Source organism: Nocardia sp. NPDC003979, assembly GCF_053605015.1.
Genome location: NZ_JBSGIJ010000027.1, coordinates 44,823 through 62,693, shown reverse-complemented (window position 1 = coordinate 62,693; position 17,871 = coordinate 44,823). Strand labels below are relative to the sequence as shown.

The following is a 17,871-nucleotide window of genomic DNA, read 5'->3' as shown; positions in this document are numbered from 1 at the left end:
CTCGAAGCGCACGCGCGAAGCGCAAGTCTCGAGCGCTGTTCGCGCGGCCCCCCAGGGGCCGCGCTCGAGCGCGCCAGCGCTCCAAAAACACAGCCAGTACTCCCCGGGGCGCAATCCATAAAGGGCCGGGCACACCACCCACCGCAACCTCACCACCAACTCGCGCACCCCTGCGCCCCACCCACACAGCTAAGCTGGCGGAGTGTCTCCTCCGGCCGATCGCGCGAACAGTCGACGCCGCCAGCCGCGGCGGCGCGGCGGGGCGGGTAACGGCGGTAAGCCGCGTATGCGCACGGTGCGCGAAACGTCCGCGGGCGGCCTCGTTGTCGACGGGTTGGACGGGCCGAGGGAGCTGCGGTGTGCCGCGTTGATCGGGCGGACCGATCGGCGCGGGCGGTTGCTGTGGTCGCTGCCCAAAGGCCATATCGAGGAGGGCGAGACCTCCGAGCAGACCGCCATGCGTGAGGTCGCCGAGGAGACCGGCATCATCGGCGAGGTGGTCGCCGAGCTGGGCAATATCGATTATTGGTTCGTCACCGAGGGCAGACGGGTACACAAGACCGTGCACCACTACCTGCTGCGGTGTCTCGGCGGTGAGTTGTCCGATGCCGACGTGGAAGTCACCCAGGTTGCGTGGGTTCCGTTGAGCGAGTTGGATTCCCGGTTGGCCTACGCCGACGAGCGGCGCCTGGCCGAGGTGGCTAATCGGATGATCGACCGGATGGAGACCGGCAAGCGATGACGGGTGGACTGTTCCGGCTGATCACGGCGGTCCTGACCATCTTGGGTTCGGTGGCGCTGCTGCCCGCGGTGGCGCAGGCGCAACCGGCCGACGCGTCGGCGCCGAAGTTCCTCAAACTCACCCTGGACGCGGTGGCGCCGGGCACGGTGACCACGAGCAGCGATCCGGTGCTCACCGTGTCGGGGACGGTCACCAATATCGGTGACCGGGTGGTCGACGATGTGAGCGTACGCATCCAGCGTGCCGCCCCGGTGCTGTCGCCGAGCGGGTTGCGCAGTTCGCTGCGGCTCGATCAGGTGAACTACGACGTGACCGGACCGTTCGAGGACGTGACGCCGCAGCTGAGTCCTGGCCAGCGCAAACAGTTCTCGGTGCGAATCGCGCTGCGCGGCGGCGACGGCGCGTCGCTCGGCATCACCGATCCCGGTGTGTATCCGCTGCTGCTGAATGTGAACGGTGAGCCGGCCTACGGCTCGCAGGCCCGGCTCGACGACGCCCGCTTCCTGCTTCCGGTGCTCGGGCTGCCACCGGCCGACGGTGACCCGGCCCCGGTCGCCGCGCCGCCGGAGGCCACGCCGGTGGCGACGACGGTGATCTGGCCGCTGGCCGACCGGCCGCGCATGGTCGCGGGCAAGCCGGGGTCGGTGAACGGGCAGGTAGAACTGCTCGACGACGAGCTCGCCGCCTCGCTCGGCAAGGGCGGGCGGCTCGAGCAGCTGGTCGCCGCGCTGGAAGCGGTGGCACCCGCACCGGGCAAGGACAACGCGGTCGCCGGGTCGGTGTGCATCGCCATCGATCCCGACCTGGTGTCGACCGCGCAGACGATGACGCGCGGCTACCGGGTGCTGGCGAGTCCCTCGGATCCGGAGGGCGCGACGCGGGAGGGGACCGGCGCCGCGAACGCGCAGGCCTGGCTCGACCGGTTGCGCGCGCTCGCCGGGTCGATGTGCACGGTGGCGTTGCCGTACGCGCAGGTCGATGTGACGGCGTTGGCGGCGGTGAACGAGCCGGGTCTGTCGGCACGGGCCTTGCACGCACCGGCCGATGTGGTGGACGCCATCCTCGGCACCAGGTCGCTGCGCGGGGTGAGCCTGCCCGATTCCGGCAGCATCGATCACGCGGCGGGGCAGCTGCTGCGTGAGTACGGGTACGGCACGGCGGTGCTCGCCGGGTCGGCGGTATCGGGTGAGGGTTCGGTGCCGGATCCGGAGACCGCGCTGACCTCCACGCCGTCGACGTTCGTGCCCGGCACGGTCGTCGGCGGGGAGCAGGCCGCGCCGGACGTGGTGCGGGTGCCGGATGTGAGCGTCGAGGCGGGGCCGAACACCGATCCGGCGCTGCGGGTGACGACCTTCGACATCTGGTCGGCGACCGCGCTGGCCGCCGTGGGTTCCAACCCGCCGACGCCCTCGTTCACGCCGTCGAAGGTGCGTTTCGACGTCACCAACGACTCGCGGGCCGCCCGGTTGCAGGACGCACTCGGTGCGATGGCGTGGACCGCGCTGAATCCGGCGCCGGACCGGCCGCGTTCGCAGCTGCTGATGCCGCCGCAGCAGTGGGGCGCCAGCCGTGAAGAGGGTGTGGCGCTGCTCAAACAGGTGGAACTGCTCGCCCGCAACCAGCTGGCCCAGCCGCGGCCGTTCGCGGAGCTCGTCGCGCAGGAGCCGGATCCTCACCCGTTCACCCTCGAATACCTGCCGTCGGCCGCTCAGGACGCGGCGCCTGAACATCTCGTCGTGCCCGTGCGCGACCAGGGTGCGCGGATCACCGAGATGATGCGGGCGCTCGTCGAACTGCCCGAGGCCGAACTGACGCCGCTGGCCTACCTCACGCCCGCGCGCGAGGATCTGCTGCGGGCGTTGAGCCTGTCGGACCGGCGTGGCGAAGACGACACTCTCGCCGACCTGCATGCCGACCGGCGTGTCGATCAGGTGACCCGAGAGATCGACACCGTCTTCGCATCGGTATCGGTGTTGCCCCCGGGCGGCGTGTACACGCTCGCGTCCGAGCAGAGCCCGTTGCTGCTGGTGGCCCGCAACGATCTGCCGGTGGCGATCCGGGTGAACTTCCGGATCTCCGCGCCTTCCGAGACGAACATCACCGATATCGGCGAACAGCTCCTTCCGCCGAATGGAACCCGGTCATTTCAGATACCGACCGAGGTGAGCGACAGCCGTAAGCTGGTCATTCCCATCGCCCTTACCACCCCCGACGGAATCACGCTAGGGGAACCGACGTCGGTCTCGGTGCGCTCGAACGCCTACGGTCAGGCCTTGGCCATAATTACGGCATGTGCCGCGATACTGCTGTTGCTGTTGGCCGGGCGCCGGCTGTGGCGGCGCTTCCGCGGCCGACCCGACCCCGCCGACGAGGGCTTCGCCCCCGAAACGGTGGAACGGGCCGGACGGCTGCGACGCGCCCGGCAACGACTGCGTCGGCAGTGAACACCCACGCCTGACCGGCGCGCGGGGGACCATGACAGGCAAGAACGAGGCGGGATTCGCGGGTTGCGCCGGGTACAGGAGGCATGATGGGCGACGATGATTCCGCTCATCGGCACAACCACGACGAACGCGACGAGCCGACCCACCGCTGGGGCCCCGCCGCGCCATGGGAGCGTGGAATGAGCGGCCGCGACACCGACGAGCCGCAGGTGCCCGCCCGTCCCGGTGATCGCCCCGTCCCGCCGCGCCTCGGTCCCATCGACCCGGCCCGGCCGCACCCCGCTGATTCGGGCCCGCAGCAGGGTGCCCGACCCGCCCAACCGACAGGACGACCCGTTCCCGGCAGCTCGGGCGAAATTCCGCGCGTCCAGCCCCCTCGCCAACCGCCCCACGGGCCCGGCCGTACTGGCGAGCCGCGGTACCCGCAAGCCTTCCGGCCCGGCGAACCCCCGCGCACACCTCATCCCGGCGAGTCGAACTACACCCAGGCACCCGGTGTTCCGCATCGGCCGCTGCGCGAGCAGCCGCCGCACCCGGGCGGCCCTGGTCCGCAGCGACCCCAGCCGTATCCGGCAGACGGGCGTTCGGGGGAGTTCCCTCGACAGCAGCGACCGGGTGGTCCACAGCCTCCTCAGGCCTATCCGGCGGACGGGCGTTCGGGGGAGTTCCCCCGCCAGCAGCGACCGGGTGGCCCCGGGCCGCAGCGACCCGCACCGGCCGAACCGCGATCGGCCGCTCCTTACGGTGAGTCGTCGCAACCACCACCGCCGATTGATCCGCGAGTCCCCGGCGCCGGTGCGCCGCGACCCCCCGAACCGGGTCGCCCCGGCGAGTTCCGGCCTCCAGGCCCAGGCCCCGAGGGACGCCCGGGTGGTTTCGGCTCGGTGCCCGGGGGTCAGCGGGGCGAGTTTCAGCCCGCGCCAGGTCAGCGACCTGGTCCCACCGGCGTCGAGCCGGGCGACCGGCCAGGTCAGCAGCGCGGTTCGGGGGGCCCGGCCGGACCCTCGGTCATGGGCGGTCGCGGTGGCGTCGAGCACCCCGGTGTGGGCGAGCAAGGGAGTCGCGGCGGTCAGCCTGGCATCGGCGGACAGCCCGGCATCGGCGGACGACCTGGAGTCGGTCAGCCTGGCGGTGGGCAACCGCGCGGTCGTCGGGCAGGCGATGATGCGCCCCAAGGTCCTGCACAGCGGCCGGGTGGTCCACAGCGGCCGGGGCCCAGGTCGGGGGAGTTTCCGCAGCAGCGGGCCGCAGGGGCGTCCGGGGCGATTCCTCGGCAGGCACGTCCGGAGGTGGATCCTGGGCGGCGCCCGCAGGCCGGTCCGCCGCCGCGGGGGTACGAGGCAACTCGACCGGGGCCTGGGCGTGACAGCTTCCCCGGGATGCCCGCGGCATCGAGCCGGCCCGGTGGTGACGCGATGCGGGCGGCCGAGCAGACGCAGGTGATCGCGCGTCCGGAGCGGATTCGCACCGAGAAGCCCGCGCCGCGTGACACGAATCCACAGTCGGCCAACGCGAAGTTGCTCAAGGATTCCGGGTCGATCGCCGTGGCGACGCTCGTCAGCCGGATCACCGGGTTCGCGAAGCAGTTGTTGCTGCTCACCGTGCTCGGTCCGGCGATCGCCAGTGCGTTCATCTCGGCGAACCTGATTCCGAACATGGTGGCCGAGTTGGTCCTCGGCGCGGTGCTCACGGCGATCGTCGTGCCGACGCTGGTGCGCGCCGAACAGGAGGACGCCGACAACGGCGCCGAGTTCATCCGAAGATTGGTGACCGCCGCCTTCGCCGTGCTTTTCGTGGCGACGGTCCTGACGCTCGCCGCGACGCCGATCCTGGCCAGCCACGTGCTCGTCGACTCCGACGGCAAGGTCGACACGTCGCTGACCACCGCGCTCACCTACCTGCTCGCACCGGCGATCCTGTTCTACGGCATGTCGGCGCTGTTCACGGCCATTCTCAACACCAGGCAGGCGTTCAAACCGGGCGCGTGGGCACCGGTGATGAACAACATCGTCGCGCTCGTGGTGCTGGCGGTGTACGCGCTCACGCCCGGTGAGATCACCCTCGACCCGGTGCGGATGAGCGACCCGAAACTGCTGGTCCTCGGCCTCGGCATCACCGCCGGTGTGGCCACCCAGGCGCTGAGCCTGCTGCCCGCCATCCGCAGGCACGGGATCAATCTGCGCCCGCTGTGGGGCATCGACGCTCGCCTCAAGCAGTTCGGCAGGATGGCCGCCGCGATCATCCTGTACGTGCTGATCAGCCAGGTCGGCCTGGTGGTGGCGAACAACATCGCCTCCGCGGCCGACGAGGCGGGCCCCGCGATCTTCGCCAACGCCTGGGCGCTGCTGCAGCTGCCCTACGGCGTCATCGGCGTCACGCTGCTCACCGCGATCATGCCGAGGCTCAGCCGCAACGCCGCCGCCGACGACACGCCCGCCGTGGTCGACGATCTGTCCGCGGCCACCCGGCTCACCATGATCGCGCTGATCCCGATCGTGGCCTTCATGACTCTGGCCGGCCCGGCGATCGGCGAGGCCCTCTACGGCTACGCCCGGTTCTCCGGTGACGCCGCCCGCCTCGGCAGCGCGGTGAGCTGGTCGGCCTTCACGCTGATCCCGTATTCGCTGGTGCTGATCCATCTGCGCGTCTTCTACGCCCGTGAACAGGCGTGGACGCCGACCTGGATCATCCTCGGCATCACCACCGTGAAGATCGCCTGCTCGGCGCTCGCCCCGGTGATCGCTCGCGACAGCGACGACGTGGTCATCATCCTCGGCGTCGCCACCGGCCTCAGCTTCACCGCGGGCGCGGTGATCGGCGGGATCCTGCTGCACCGCAGCCTCGGTGATCTGCGCATGTCCAATGTCGGCCGCACCATCACCCGGGTGGTGCTCGCCTCGATCGCGGGCGGCGCGGTGATGCTCATCGTCGACACCGTGACCGGCCTCGCGAACGTCACCGGCGGCCCGGCCTCGCTGCTGCGGGTCACCGTCGACGCGCTCGTCCTGTTCTCGGTGGCGTTCGGGCTGATGCGTCTGGTCGGCATCCCCGAGGTGGTGGCGATCACCGTCGCCGTCTCGCGCAAGCTCGGCATCACCCCGCCCGCGCCGGAACTCGCGCTCGACGAGGACGCCTCGGCCGAGGACATCTACGCGACCACCGTGTTGCGCAGGCCCGACACCTACGCCTTCCCGGCGTACGGGCAGTCGATGGATACCCAGACCATGGTGTTGCCGGTGATCCGGCCCGGTGCTGTTGACATCACCGGTCAAGCACAGTTCCCGTACGCTGTTCGGCAGACCGATACGGGAGATCAGGCCGAAGGAGGACCGAGGGTGAGCGATGACGCGGTGGGCGGCGTCCCAGCCGCTGATTCTGCGGCGCGCGCCGCAGGAGGAAGGTCCACCGATGTCCGGCCCGACGGGGCAGACACCGCGGGATCCGAACACGCCGACGCGCCCGACGACAGCAAGAATCCGCAGGCAGACGGGTCGCCGGAGAAGAACGAACCGACCGAGGACCGTCGCGGTGCCGCGCCGCCGCACGATCCGACCCACGACACCGGCATGCTGCCGATCCCCGTACCGCCGCAGGATGTGCAACGCCCGCAGCGTGGACCGAAGCTGATCCCCGGCGCGTCCGTCGCGGGCGGCCGGTATCGCCTGCTCGCCAGCCACGGTGGCGCGCGCGGGCTCAAGTTCTGGCAGGCCCTCGACATCAAACTCGACCGCGAGGTCGCGCTGACCTTCGTCGATGCCGATCAGAAGTCGGGTGAGAACGCGGGCCACGACGGCCCGCAGGCGATCCTGTCGCGCACGCTGCGCCTCGGCCGCATCAACTCGCCCGGTCTGGCAAGGGTCCTGGACGTGGTGCGCGGTAGTTCCGGCGGCATCGTGGTCGCGGAGTGGACACCCGGCCGGTCGCTGCGGGAGATGGCCGAGACGGTGCCGTCGCCGATCGGTGCGGCCCGGGCCATCCGGGTGCTCGCCTCGGCGGCCGAATTGGCCCATCGCGGCGGTGGCTCGCTCTCGATCGACCATCCCGACCGCATCCGGATCAGCGCCTCGGGCGACGCCGTGCTCGCCTTCCCCGGCACGCTCGGCGATTCCGACGCCCAGTCCGATGTGCGTGGCCTCGGTGCCATGCTCTACGCGCTCATCACCGCGCGCTGGCCGATTCGTGTCGGCGGTGTGACCGGTACGGCCGCGACGATCGGTGGGCTGCGCCTGGCCGACTTCGGGCCCGACGGGACCCCGGTCGAGCCGCGGCAGATCCGGCCCGAGGTGCCGTTCGAGATCTCGGCCGTCGCCGTGCGGTCGCTGGAGTCGAACAAGGGTGTGCGCACCGCCGCCACCGTGCAGCACGTGCTCGAGCAGGCCTCGGTCGTCGATCAGAAGACCGATTTCATCCCCGTGCTTCGGCTGGGTCAGCGGGCGGTCGCGGCCGGTCCCGATTCGCTCGCCGACCCGGAACTGCTCGCGGCCGAACGTGAACGCTCCAAGCGGATGATGTGGATCATGGTCGGGCTCGGCGTGCTCGCCGCGCTGGTGGTCGGCATCTTGATCTGGTGGATGGTGAGTATCTTCGCGCCCGGCGCGTCGGACAAGCCGCTGGATCAGCAGGTCAACATCGGGCTCACGTCGAGTGTGGCGCCGCCGAGCGCGGCCGCCGCGCCGACGGCCGACCAGCCCGCGCAGCCGTCGAGTGTGCCGGTGGCCGTCACCGGTGCCAGGGTGTTCTCCCCGGAGGGCACCCCCGACGGCGCCGCGACGTCGAGTGCGGTGCTCGACCAGAACCCGGAAACGGTGTGGCGCACCGACCAGTACTTCCAGCAGTTCCCCGCCCTCAAGAAGGGCGTGGGGCTGCTGGCCACGCTGCCCGCGCCCGCCAAGCTCACCAATGTCTCGATCACCTCGCCCAGCGCGGGCAGCACCGTCGAGATCCGGACCTCGCCCACCGAGACGCCCACGCTCGACCAGACCCAGCTGATCGGCTCGGCCCGCCTCGGCGACGGCGTCACCGAGGTCCCTGTGCAGACTGATCAGGCTGCTCGCTTTGTGCTCGTATGGATCACCGGACTGGCGAATTCGGGCGGACAGTTCCAGACCGCCGTCGCCGACGTCCGCTTCGACGCCGCGCCGTAAAACCCGCGCCGCAGTCCTTCCCACCTGCTATCTGCGCAGGTGGATGCCTATTTCGCGCTAGAACATCAGTGTTCATCGAACCGCGGTCCGGTTGGTGCGCAATTGTTATCGGCGATATGATCACCCCGCGCTCTCGGCAGGGAGCTACCCAGGATCTGTCGACGTCGGTCCTGGACGCCGCGTTGTAGTCAGGTGATGGATCGGCCTCGTTCGCCGACGTGAAGTCGCCGTAATGAGCGCTGTCCAAGGGGTCAGGTGTTGTCGCCGGAAGTCAACGAGCAAGTACGCGGGGGGACAACGCGCCAGGCGGCGTTCCGCGATCGCTCGTTCCTGGAGAACGGCAGCGACAAGGAACTCCTCGCCGCGCATGTCCGCGGCGAACCGCACGCCTTCTCCGAACTGCTGCGCAGGCACAAGGATCACCTCTGGCAGACCGCGCTGCGCACGTCCTACAGCCGTGAGGACGCCGCCGACTGCCTGCAGGACGCCTTGTTCTCCGCCCATCGCACCGCCGAGTCGTTCCGCGCCGAGTCCGAGGTGCGCAGCTGGTTGCACGCCATCGTCGTGAACGCCTGCCTCGACCGGATCCGGCGCAACAAGACCCGCCGCGCCATCTCCGTCACCCCCGACACCATGCCCGAGGCGGTCGAGCCACGCGATGCCTACGCCGACTACGAGCTGAACCTCGTGGTGAGCGAGGCGCTGTTCACCCTCCCTGACGAACAGCGGCTCGCCCTGGTGATGACCGAGATGGAGGGCCGAAGTGTGGCCGAAACCGCCTTGGCACTCGGCGTGGCGGAAGGCACGATCAAGAGCAGATGCGCCCGAGCGCGCGTACGTTTGCAAGAACGTTTGGAATTTTTCCGGGATCCAGGGAACCGGAGCTAGCCCGGATGCGTCATTAACAGTGACGAACAAGTCAGCGATGTACATGCTGCGATCCGAAAATCGACAGAACAGGGGAGGTGCGAGGTGGCTCGATCCGTGCCGCAGCCTCCGTTCCCGTCGGAACTGCTGGCCGATCTGCACGCCGACAATCTCGCACCGGAACTCCGCGAGCAACTGTGGCCCAAGGTCCGCACCGACCCGGACGCGCTGCGCTACCTGAACGATCTCGACGAGGTGAACACCCGCCTCCGCACGCTGGCCGACGAAGACCTGGTCGTGCACCGCATGCCCGACGACGTGGCCGACCGCATGTTCCGATTCGTCGCCGAACTCGACGCGGGCGAGGGTCCGACCGAACGAATCACCTCCGTACCTGCCGTCGCCGAACCCGACGCGGTCGACGGCCCGACCGAACGAATCACGTCTGTCCCCGGCATCGCCACCCCCGCCGCGGAAGCGTCCACGCCGATCTCGTTGGCGCAGTACAAGTCCCGGCGCCGAATGGGCTTCTTGGCAGCGGCAGCGGCCACGATCGCCGTCCTCGCGGGTGCGGGCGCCGTCGTCGGCACCCTCGACAACACCGACGGCACACCGACGGCCGCCCCACCCACCGAACCGGCCTCCCCGGGCGACGACCTCACCGTGGCCGCCGCCCTCACCGCCCTCGGCAAACGCGACGTGCACGGCCCACTCGCCGACGAGGCCGCCCTCACCCGCTGCGTGCAGGCCAACGGCATCGACCGTGCCGTCCTCGGTGCGTCGAGCATCACCTTCCGCGGCGACGACGCCGTCCTCGTCCTCGTCAAAGGCCCCCAAACCCCGACCATCACCGCCTTGGTCGTCGGCACCGGATGCACCACGGGCGCCCCGAGCCGATTAGCCGTCCGCGACATCGGCTGACCTGCCCTTCTAGGCGACACTGAACTGTTCTCGGCGCGTCCCCCGCCTCTGGACTGACCGGAGGGTGCGACGAAGGAGTGCCCGCAGGGAGGGAAGAGGCGGGGGTTCAGCGCCGAGAACCGCGGCGCCAGCCGCCGAATAAACACAGGGAACAACACCGTTTAGGCTGTTGTTGACTCACACGTCCCAGCATTGCTTTTCGGAAGGGCCCCATGAGCACGCCAGTTCGCGACCTGATCATCGTCGGCTCAGGACCCGCCGGCTACACGGCGGCCGTCTATGCCGCCCGCGCCGAGTTGGCGCCCCTGGTCTTCGAGGGCACCCAGTTCGGTGGTGCCCTGATGACCACCACCGAGGTGGAGAACTTCCCCGGTTTCCGCGAGGGCATCATGGGCCCCGACCTGATGGAGCAGATGCGCGAGCAGGCCAAGCGTTTCGGCGCCGACCTGCGCACCGAGGACGTCGACGCGATCGACCTGTCCGGCCCGGTGAAGAAGGTCACTGTCGGTGACGAGACCTTCGAGGCCTACGCCGTCATCCTCGCCATGGGTTCGGCCGCCCGCTACCTGCACGTCCCCGGAGAGCAGGAACTGCTCGGCCGCGGCGTGAGCGCGTGCGCCACCTGCGACGGCTTCTTCTTCAAGGGCCAGGACATCGTGGTCGTCGGCGGCGGCGACTCGGCGATGGAGGAAGCGACGTTCCTCACCAAGTTCGCCGCGAGCGTCACCATCGTGCACCGCCGCGAGGAGTTCCGTGCCTCACGCATCATGCTCGAGCGCGCCAAGGCCAACGAGAAGATCAACTTCCGGCTCAACGCGGAGGTCGTGAAGGTCAACGGCGACAAGAGCGTCACCAGCCTCACCCTGCGCGACACCAGGACCGGTGAGGAATCCGAGCTGGCCGCGACCGGCCTGTTCGTCGCCATCGGCCACGATCCGCGCAGCGAGCTGGTGAAGGGCCAGGTCGCGCTCGACGGCGAAGGCTATGTGCAGGTGACCGATCCGGGCACCGCCACCGATGTGGCAGGCGTCTTCGCCGCGGGCGATCTCGTCGACCACACCTACCGCCAGGCGATCACCGCCGCGGGCACCGGTTGCCGCGCCGCCATCGATGCCGAGCGCTGGCTCGCCGAGCAGGGCGACATCACCGCCAACACACTCGACAACGCCGACGGCCCGGCCGCGGTGTCCGCCAACTGATTTCGCGTTCCACCCAGGCAGGAGAACACCCATGGCCGACAGTGCCAACACCATCACCGTGACCGACCAGTCCTTCGCCGACGACGTGCTGCTCAGCGAGAAGCCCGTGCTCGTCGACTTCTGGGCCGACTGGTGCGGCCCGTGCAAGATGGTCGCCCCCGTGCTGGAGGAGATCGCGGGCACCCATGCCGACAAGCTCACCATCGCCAAGCTCGACACCGAGGCCAACCCCGGCGCAGCCCGCGACTACCAGATCCTGTCGCTGCCGACCATGATTCTGTTCCAGGGCGGCAAGCCGGTGAAGCAGATCGTCGGCGCCAAGGGCAAGGCGGCGCTGCTGCGCGAGCTCGAAGGGCTCATCTGAGCCGCGATCGATCCGACAAAGACACCTCCCACCGGCCGACGCGCCGTAGGATGCCTGGACCCGGGATTCCCGCAATACCGCCCGGGTCTGAGACAATCGACGGACGCTCCGGCCGAAGGAAAGGGCTCTTACGCATGCACCGACTTCGTCACGGCGATTCAGGACCGGCCGTCGCAGAGGTTCGGAGCACCCTCGCAAGCCTCGGTTTCCTGCATCGCCAGCACGATTGGCAAGACACCGATGTGGTCTTCGACCGCTCGCTCGACTCGGCGGTTCGCGCGTTCCAGCAGCAGCGTGGTCTGCTCGTCGACGGCATCGTCGGCCCGGCCACGTATCGCGCGCTGAAGGAAGCCTCCTATCGCCTGGGTGCCCGCACACTGATCTACCAGCTGTCCGCCCCGCTGTACGGCGACGACGTGGCCACCTTGCAGCGCAAGCTGCAAGACCTCGGCTTCTACGTGCACCGGGTCGACGGCTACTTCGGTCCACACACCCACGAGGGACTCAGCGCCTTCCAGCGCGAGATCGGTCTCTCGGCCGACGGCATCTGTGGCCCCGACACACTGCGCTCGCTGGATCTGCTCGGCGCGCGCGTCACCGGCGGCAACCCGCATCGCATCGCCGAGGAAGAGGTGGTGCACCGGGCCGGGCCGCAGCTCACCGGCAAGCGCATCGTCATCGACCCCGGATTCGGCGGTCCCGACAAGGGATTCGCCGTGCCGACGGAGTTCGGTGACGTGTACGAGTCGGAGATCCTGTGGGATCTGGCCTCGCGGCTCGAGGGCCGGATGGCCGCCACCGGCATGGAGACGTTCCTGTCGCGGCCGTGGGGCGCCAACCCGACCGATGCCGAACGCGCCGAAACCTCCAACGCTTTCGACGCCGACCTGATGATCTCGTTGCGCTGTGCGATGAGTGACAATCCGTCGGCGCAGGGCGTCGCCGGGTTCTACTTCGGTAATTCGCACGGTTCGGTGTCGATGATCGGGCAGGTGCTCGCCGGATTCATCCAGCGCGAAGTGGTTGCCCGCACGTCCCTGCAGGACTGCCGCACCCATCAGCGCACCTGGGACCTGCTGCGCCTCACCAAGATGCCGACGGTCCAGGTGGACCTGGGCTACCTCACCAACGAATACGACGCCTCCGTTCTCACGAACCCGCGCATGCGGGACGTGATCGCCGAGGCCATCCTCATCTCGGTGAAGCGGCTGTACCTGCTCGGCCAGGACGACCAGCCCACTGGCACCTACACCTTCGCCGAACTGCTCGCCGAGGAACTCGCGGCGCAAGACCGGCTGCCGGAGAATTCCGGTCTGGTGTAACCATCGCAACGAAAGCGGCCCCGCAGATAATCTGCGGGGCCGCTTTCGTCTCTGTCGTCAGCGCACGCCGATGCGGGCGGGGGGCGCCATTTCCGCGGCGGCCAGAAGCTGGTCGAGGGCGCGCTCGACGTCTTCCTTCCAGCCGTGATCGGAGTCGAGCTCGAGACGCAGGCGTGGGAAGCGGTGATGCTGCGCCACCACTTCGAAGCCGACGTCCTCGAGGAAATCCGCGTCGATCATGCAGGTTTCCGGGGTGCACTGGGTAGCCGAGGCCGGGTCGCGCAGGGGAGCGGCGATCCGCTCCATCAGCCGCATCGACGAGCCGAGTCCGCGATCGGCCACCGAACTGGACGGCGGCCCGTTGCGGATACCGAATGCCTCGAGCGCCCGCACACCGCGACGCACCAGATCGGCCACCACGGCCTGCACCAGCCGGTGGGCTACATCGGATTCGTCATAGGGGAATTCGGCCTGCAGCGTGGTCAGCAGGATGGCATCCGGGCTCACCGGGGAGGTGGGGAACAGGGTCGAGCGCGGCACCGAACTCGGTGGCGAATACAGCGCGCACCCGGCGATGTTGTTGTCGACCTGTGCCACCTGCCCGCACGATCCCCATTCGAGCATGACCGTCGAGAGCCATGCCTCCTTCTCGAAAACCGGATCGCTGAAGGACTGGGAGTCGGCGGCCACGGCCGGATCGAGCTCCCAGAAAACACACCGCCGGGTATGCGCCGGAAGCCGATCGAGTCCGTCGAGGGTCAATGCTGTGACGCTGGTCGACACTGCTCTGTTCAGCCTCCAGCTATCCGATTCGTCCACGCTCACGCCACATCACTATCCACAGTAATGCCGCCTCTTTCCGAGATGTAGAAAGGCTGGGAAGTCCCTGTCACAGTGACGTTTCAGGGCCGGCTTGCTCCATCAGCGCCACAATGCGCTCTAGATCTTCGACGGAACCGAACTCGACAACGATCTTGCCCTTGCGCTTGCCGAGGCTCACCGTCACCCGGGTGTCGTAGGAACCCGATAGGCGTTCGGCGACTTCCTGTAGACCCGGCATGTGGATCGGCTTGCGCTTCGGCGCCGGGGGAGCGACCTCCGACGGATTGCGGTTGGCCAACGTCACCGCTTCCTCGGTGGAGCGCACCGACAAACCTTCGGCGACAATCCGTTCCGCCAGCGCCTCCTGCGCCTCGGCGCCCGCGTCCAAACCGAGCAGCGCGCGGGCATGGCCTGCCGACAGCACACCGGCGGCCACCCGACGCTGCACCGGAATCGGGAGCTTCAGCAACCGGATCATGTTCGTCACCACCGGACGCGAACGGCCGATACGCGAGGCCAGTTCCTCGTGGGTGACATCGAACTCTTCGAGCAGTTGCTGATACGCCGCCGCCTCTTCGAGGGGGTTCAGCTGCACGCGATGGATGTTCTCCAGCAGCGCGTCGCGCAGCATCGAGCTGTCGGCGGTATCGCGGATGATGGCCGGGATGGTGGCCAGGCCCGCTTCTTGGCACGCGCGCCACCGGCGCTCGCCCATGACCAACTGGAACTTGTCGACACCCGGCTCGAGCCGCCGCACCACGATCGGCTGCATCAACCCGAATTCGCGGATCGAGTGCACCAGCTCGGCCAGTGCCTCTTCCTCGAACACCGAGCGCGGCTGCTTCGGGTTCGGTTCGATCTGATCCGCGGGGATCTCGCGGTACACCGCGTCGCCGGGGGAGACCAGATCTTCCTCAGGTGCCGCGGGTTCGGCATCGGGAACGCGGTGCAGGAACGCCTCGGCCGGTTGCGGGCCGATCGGGTTGATACCGATCACGCTCGCCGCGGAACTACTGAGCCCCGGCGCCACGGCGGGCCCCGTCGGGATCAACGCCGCCAACCCGCGACCGAGACCGCCCTTTTTCGCCTGACTCATCGGCTACCGATCCCTTCCTCGTTCCAACACACCAGCACTACGACGCGCCCTGGACAACCTGGGCGCGCCCGGCGAGCTCACGCCCGGCGTCCATGTAGCTCATCGCGCCACGGGAGCCTGGATCATAATCGAGCACGGTCATCCCGTAGCCCGGCGCCTCCGAGACCTTCACGCTGCGCGGAATCATCGACTTGAGCACCACGTCGCCGAAGTGATTGCGCACTTCCTCCGCGACCTGGTCGGCCAGCTTCGTGCGGCCGTCGTACATGGTGAGCAGAACCGTCGACACGTGCAGCTCCGGGTTGAGATGCGACTGCACCAGGCCGATATTGCGCAGCAACTGGCCGACACCCTCCAGTGCGTAGTACTCGCACTGAATCGGGATCAGCACCTCTTTGGCCGCGACGAGCGCGTTGACGGTGAGCAGACCGAGTGAGGGCGGGCAGTCGATCAGCACATAGTCGATGTCGTATCCGGCGACGGCGGCATCGCGAATCGCGGTCTTCAGCCGCCCCTCGCGCGCAACCATCGAGACCAACTCGATCTCCGCGCCGGCCAGGTCGATCGTGGCGGGAACGCACAACAGACGTTCGCTGTGCGGGCTCTGCTGGATAGCGTCGGTCACCGACACCTCACCGATCAGCAGCTCGTAACTGGACGGCACACCGGAGTGGTGGGCGACGCCCAGCGCCGTACTCGCGTTGCCCTGCGGGTCTAGATCGACGACGAGGACGGTCATCCCCTGATGCGCCAGTGCGGCGGCAAGATTCACCGTCGTTGTCGTTTTGCCTACGCCACCCTTCTGGTTGGCGATGGTGATGATCCGTTGCTCGCGGGGTTTCGGCACAGTGACCTTTCCTGGATGCAGAATCTGGCTGGCGCGTTGCGCTTCCGCCGCGATCGGGGTCTCGGCGGGGGAGATGTGCCCGAAAGGAGTATTCCCGAACGTCTCCGCGTCGAAGCTGCTGGAGTCCAGCATCCCCGGGACCCGCGACGTTGTTTCCCGTGAAACATTCGCCGGACCGCTCGACATAGATTGCTCCTAACCCGAGAACTTCAGATCACGTATCCCCGACGAACGTCGGCGCCGTGTCATCACAAACAAACTGCGTCGGTGGAGAACTCGAAATTCGAGGAGATGGACTCACTCGCGCCGACTCTCAATAGCTTGCCAGCACCGGGACCGTTAGGAAAGCTGAATCGCGGCACGCCGCACGGGACACGCACAACGCGGCACAGAATTCACTTCATCGACGCTTGTTTCACGGGAAACAACGTGCGATCACGTTCCACGTGAAACACCGGACAAGCCAGTCGCCGTCGCCCCCACCGGATTCCGCATTCAGAAGTCCTCGACAGATCGTCGTTCGCGAACCGGCTCAGTCGACGATCATCCACCGCGGTCGTTAAGGCACGATGCGGTCGCACTCCTGCGCCCACCTCTTGCCATCCCAGTCGATACGGCGAAATTCAAGCCGAATCAGGTGCACCCAACCACCCTCGGCCCATTTCGTCACGGTACGAAACTCGCTGAGCCGCATCCGAAAGCGAGCGAGGGCAATTCAGGAGTTGTTGCGCTTTTTCGTCTTCTTTTCCGCGCCAGCCGCTTTACGTCCGCCGCGACGGTTCGGGCGTTCGGCACGGGGGAGGAGTTCGGCGCTGATGACAAGGGTCGGGATCTCGACGATGCCCGCGCCGCAGCCGACGACGCGAAGATCGGTCGCGCCGTCGCGGATCAGCTCGGCACCATCGCGTTCGAGTTCCTCGGCGGCGCTGGTTCCTTTGAGCGCGAGCATGCGTCCGTGGTCGCGGAGGAGGGGGAGCGACCAGTGCGCGAGTTTGGCGAGCGGGGCGACCGCGCGAGAGGTGACGACATCCGCGCCGCCCGCTTCCTTGATGACGCCCGACTGTTCGGCGCGCCCGCGCACGACGGTGACATCGAGTCCGGCGTCCTCGATGAACTCGCTCAGGAACACCGTCCGACGCAGCAGCGGTTCCACGAGCGTGATGCGAAGGTCCGGCCGCGCGATGGCCAACGGGATGCCCGGTAGTCCGGCGCCGCTGCCGACATCGACCACGGACGCGCCTTCATCGATCAGTTCACCGACCACCGCGCAGTTGAGGATGTGCCGCTCCCAGAGCCGGGGGACTTCGCGCGGACCGATGAGCCCGCGCTCCACGCCTGCGGTGGCGAGCGCCGCGCAGTAGCGGCGGGCGAGGTCCAGGCGGTCACCGAACAGCCGGGCTGCGGCAGCGGGCGGTTCCAATTCGGCGGACAGCGCACCCAGTTCTCGTTCCACGTGAAACATCCTTCTCCAGTGGTGGTGATCGGGGCATGAATAAGGCCCCCGGTCCGGGACCGGAGGCCTTATTACTTCCTGCGTGGTCGCGGCGGTGTGAGCCTACTCCGGCACAACCACCACATGACGATTCGGCTCGACACCTTCGCTCTCGCTCGCCACGCCGTCGATCTCGGCAACGGCGTCGTGCACGATCTTGCGTTCGAACGGCGTCATCGCCGACAGCGCCTCGGGCTTGCCCGACTCGAGCACCCGCTTGGCGGCGGCCACACCCAGCTCGCTCAGATCGGCACGGCGCTGGGCGCGCCAGCCGGCCACGTCGAGCATCAGGCGGCTACGAACGCCGGTTGCCTGCTGCACGGCCAGGCGGGTGAGTTCCTGGAGCGCGTCGAGCACTTCACCGTTGCGGCCGACGAGCTTGGTCAGGTCGCGGCCGCCGTCGATGCTCACGACCGCGCGGTCGCCCTCCACGTCGAGGTCGATATCGCCGTCGAAGTCGAGCACGTCCAGCAGCTGCTCGAGGTAGTCGCCCGCGATCTCGCCCTCTTCGATCAACGCCTCCTCGGCGTCGTTCACGACGTCCACAGTCGTCGACACGGTGGCGTCCCCTCCGTCGGTCTGGGTCTCAACAGTCATTGGATTTCCCTCTA

General features: G+C 68.4%; 13 protein-coding genes. 8 read left to right on the top strand and 5 right to left on the bottom strand.

Annotated elements, in window-relative coordinates:
• The first annotated feature begins 286 nt into the window (after positions 1 to 286).
• The 8 genes from ACWEVR_RS31425 (at position 287) to ACWEVR_RS31390 (ending at position 13,003) form a co-directional block, all read left to right on the top strand.
• A complete protein-coding gene (locus ACWEVR_RS31425; protein ID WP_067495077.1) occupies positions 287 to 742 on the top strand; it encodes an NUDIX hydrolase in 456 nt (151 codons plus the stop codon).
• A complete protein-coding gene (locus ACWEVR_RS31420) occupies positions 739 to 3,186 on the top strand; it encodes a DUF6049 family protein (protein WP_452469858.1) in 2,448 nt (815 codons plus the stop codon). The genes ACWEVR_RS31425 and ACWEVR_RS31420 overlap by 4 nt, the downstream gene beginning before the upstream one ends.
• A 1,415-nt stretch (positions 3,187 to 4,601) precedes the next feature.
• Positions 4,602 to 8,330, top strand: coding sequence for a murein biosynthesis integral membrane protein MurJ (locus tag ACWEVR_RS31415; RefSeq protein WP_452469861.1), 3,729 nt, complete (start codon positions 4,602 to 4,604; stop codon positions 8,328 to 8,330).
• Between the two features lie 330 nt (positions 8,331 to 8,660).
• Positions 8,661 to 9,218, top strand: coding sequence for an RNA polymerase sigma factor SigM (gene sigM, locus ACWEVR_RS31410; RefSeq protein WP_452469860.1), 558 nt, complete (start codon positions 8,661 to 8,663; stop codon positions 9,216 to 9,218).
• A gap of 96 nt (positions 9,219 to 9,314) precedes the next feature.
• Positions 9,315 to 10,118: a hypothetical protein gene (locus ACWEVR_RS31405; RefSeq protein ID WP_452469857.1), complete on the top strand. Its 804-nt coding sequence runs from the start codon at positions 9,315 to 9,317 to the stop codon at positions 10,116 to 10,118.
• 212 nt (positions 10,119 to 10,330) lie between these two features.
• The gene (gene trxB, locus ACWEVR_RS31400) at positions 10,331 to 11,317 is read left to right on the top strand and encodes a thioredoxin-disulfide reductase (protein ID WP_452469856.1); all 987 of its coding nucleotides are present in this window, start codon (positions 10,331 to 10,333) and stop codon (positions 11,315 to 11,317) included.
• A 31-nt stretch (positions 11,318 to 11,348) separates the two neighbouring features.
• Positions 11,349 to 11,681, top strand: coding sequence for a thioredoxin (gene trxA / locus ACWEVR_RS31395; protein ID WP_067495091.1), 333 nt, complete (start codon positions 11,349 to 11,351; stop codon positions 11,679 to 11,681).
• A gap of 134 nt (positions 11,682 to 11,815) precedes the next feature.
• Positions 11,816 to 13,003, top strand: coding sequence for an N-acetylmuramoyl-L-alanine amidase (locus ACWEVR_RS31390; RefSeq protein WP_357393260.1), 1,188 nt, complete (start codon positions 11,816 to 11,818; stop codon positions 13,001 to 13,003).
• Between the two features lie 57 nt (positions 13,004 to 13,060).
• Here ACWEVR_RS31390 and ACWEVR_RS31385 read toward each other — a convergent pair whose 3' ends face one another.
• From ACWEVR_RS31385 to ACWEVR_RS31365, 5 genes are all read right to left on the bottom strand, one after another.
• On the bottom strand, positions 13,061 to 13,786 hold the full coding sequence (locus tag ACWEVR_RS31385; RefSeq protein ID WP_067495097.1) for a hypothetical protein: 726 nt from the start codon (positions 13,784 to 13,786) through the stop codon (positions 13,061 to 13,063).
• 106 nt (positions 13,787 to 13,892) lie between these two features.
• Positions 13,893 to 14,921, bottom strand: a complete 1,029-nt coding sequence (locus tag ACWEVR_RS31380) for a ParB/RepB/Spo0J family partition protein (RefSeq protein WP_452469855.1) — start codon at positions 14,919 to 14,921, stop codon at positions 13,893 to 13,895.
• A 37-nt stretch (positions 14,922 to 14,958) separates the two neighbouring features.
• A complete protein-coding gene (locus tag ACWEVR_RS31375; RefSeq protein ID WP_067644030.1) occupies positions 14,959 to 15,954 on the bottom strand; it encodes a ParA family protein in 996 nt (331 codons plus the stop codon).
• Between the two features lie 529 nt (positions 15,955 to 16,483).
• The gene (rsmG, locus tag ACWEVR_RS31370) at positions 16,484 to 17,230 is read right to left on the bottom strand and encodes a 16S rRNA (guanine(527)-N(7))-methyltransferase RsmG (protein ID WP_452469854.1); all 747 of its coding nucleotides are present in this window, start codon (positions 17,228 to 17,230) and stop codon (positions 16,484 to 16,486) included.
• 93 nt (positions 17,231 to 17,323) lie between these two features.
• Positions 17,324 to 17,857 (bottom strand): Jag family protein, encoded by a 534-nt coding sequence (locus tag ACWEVR_RS31365; RefSeq protein WP_067495109.1) that lies wholly within the window; start codon positions 17,855 to 17,857, stop codon positions 17,324 to 17,326.
• Positions 17,858 to 17,871: the final 14 nt, after the last annotated feature.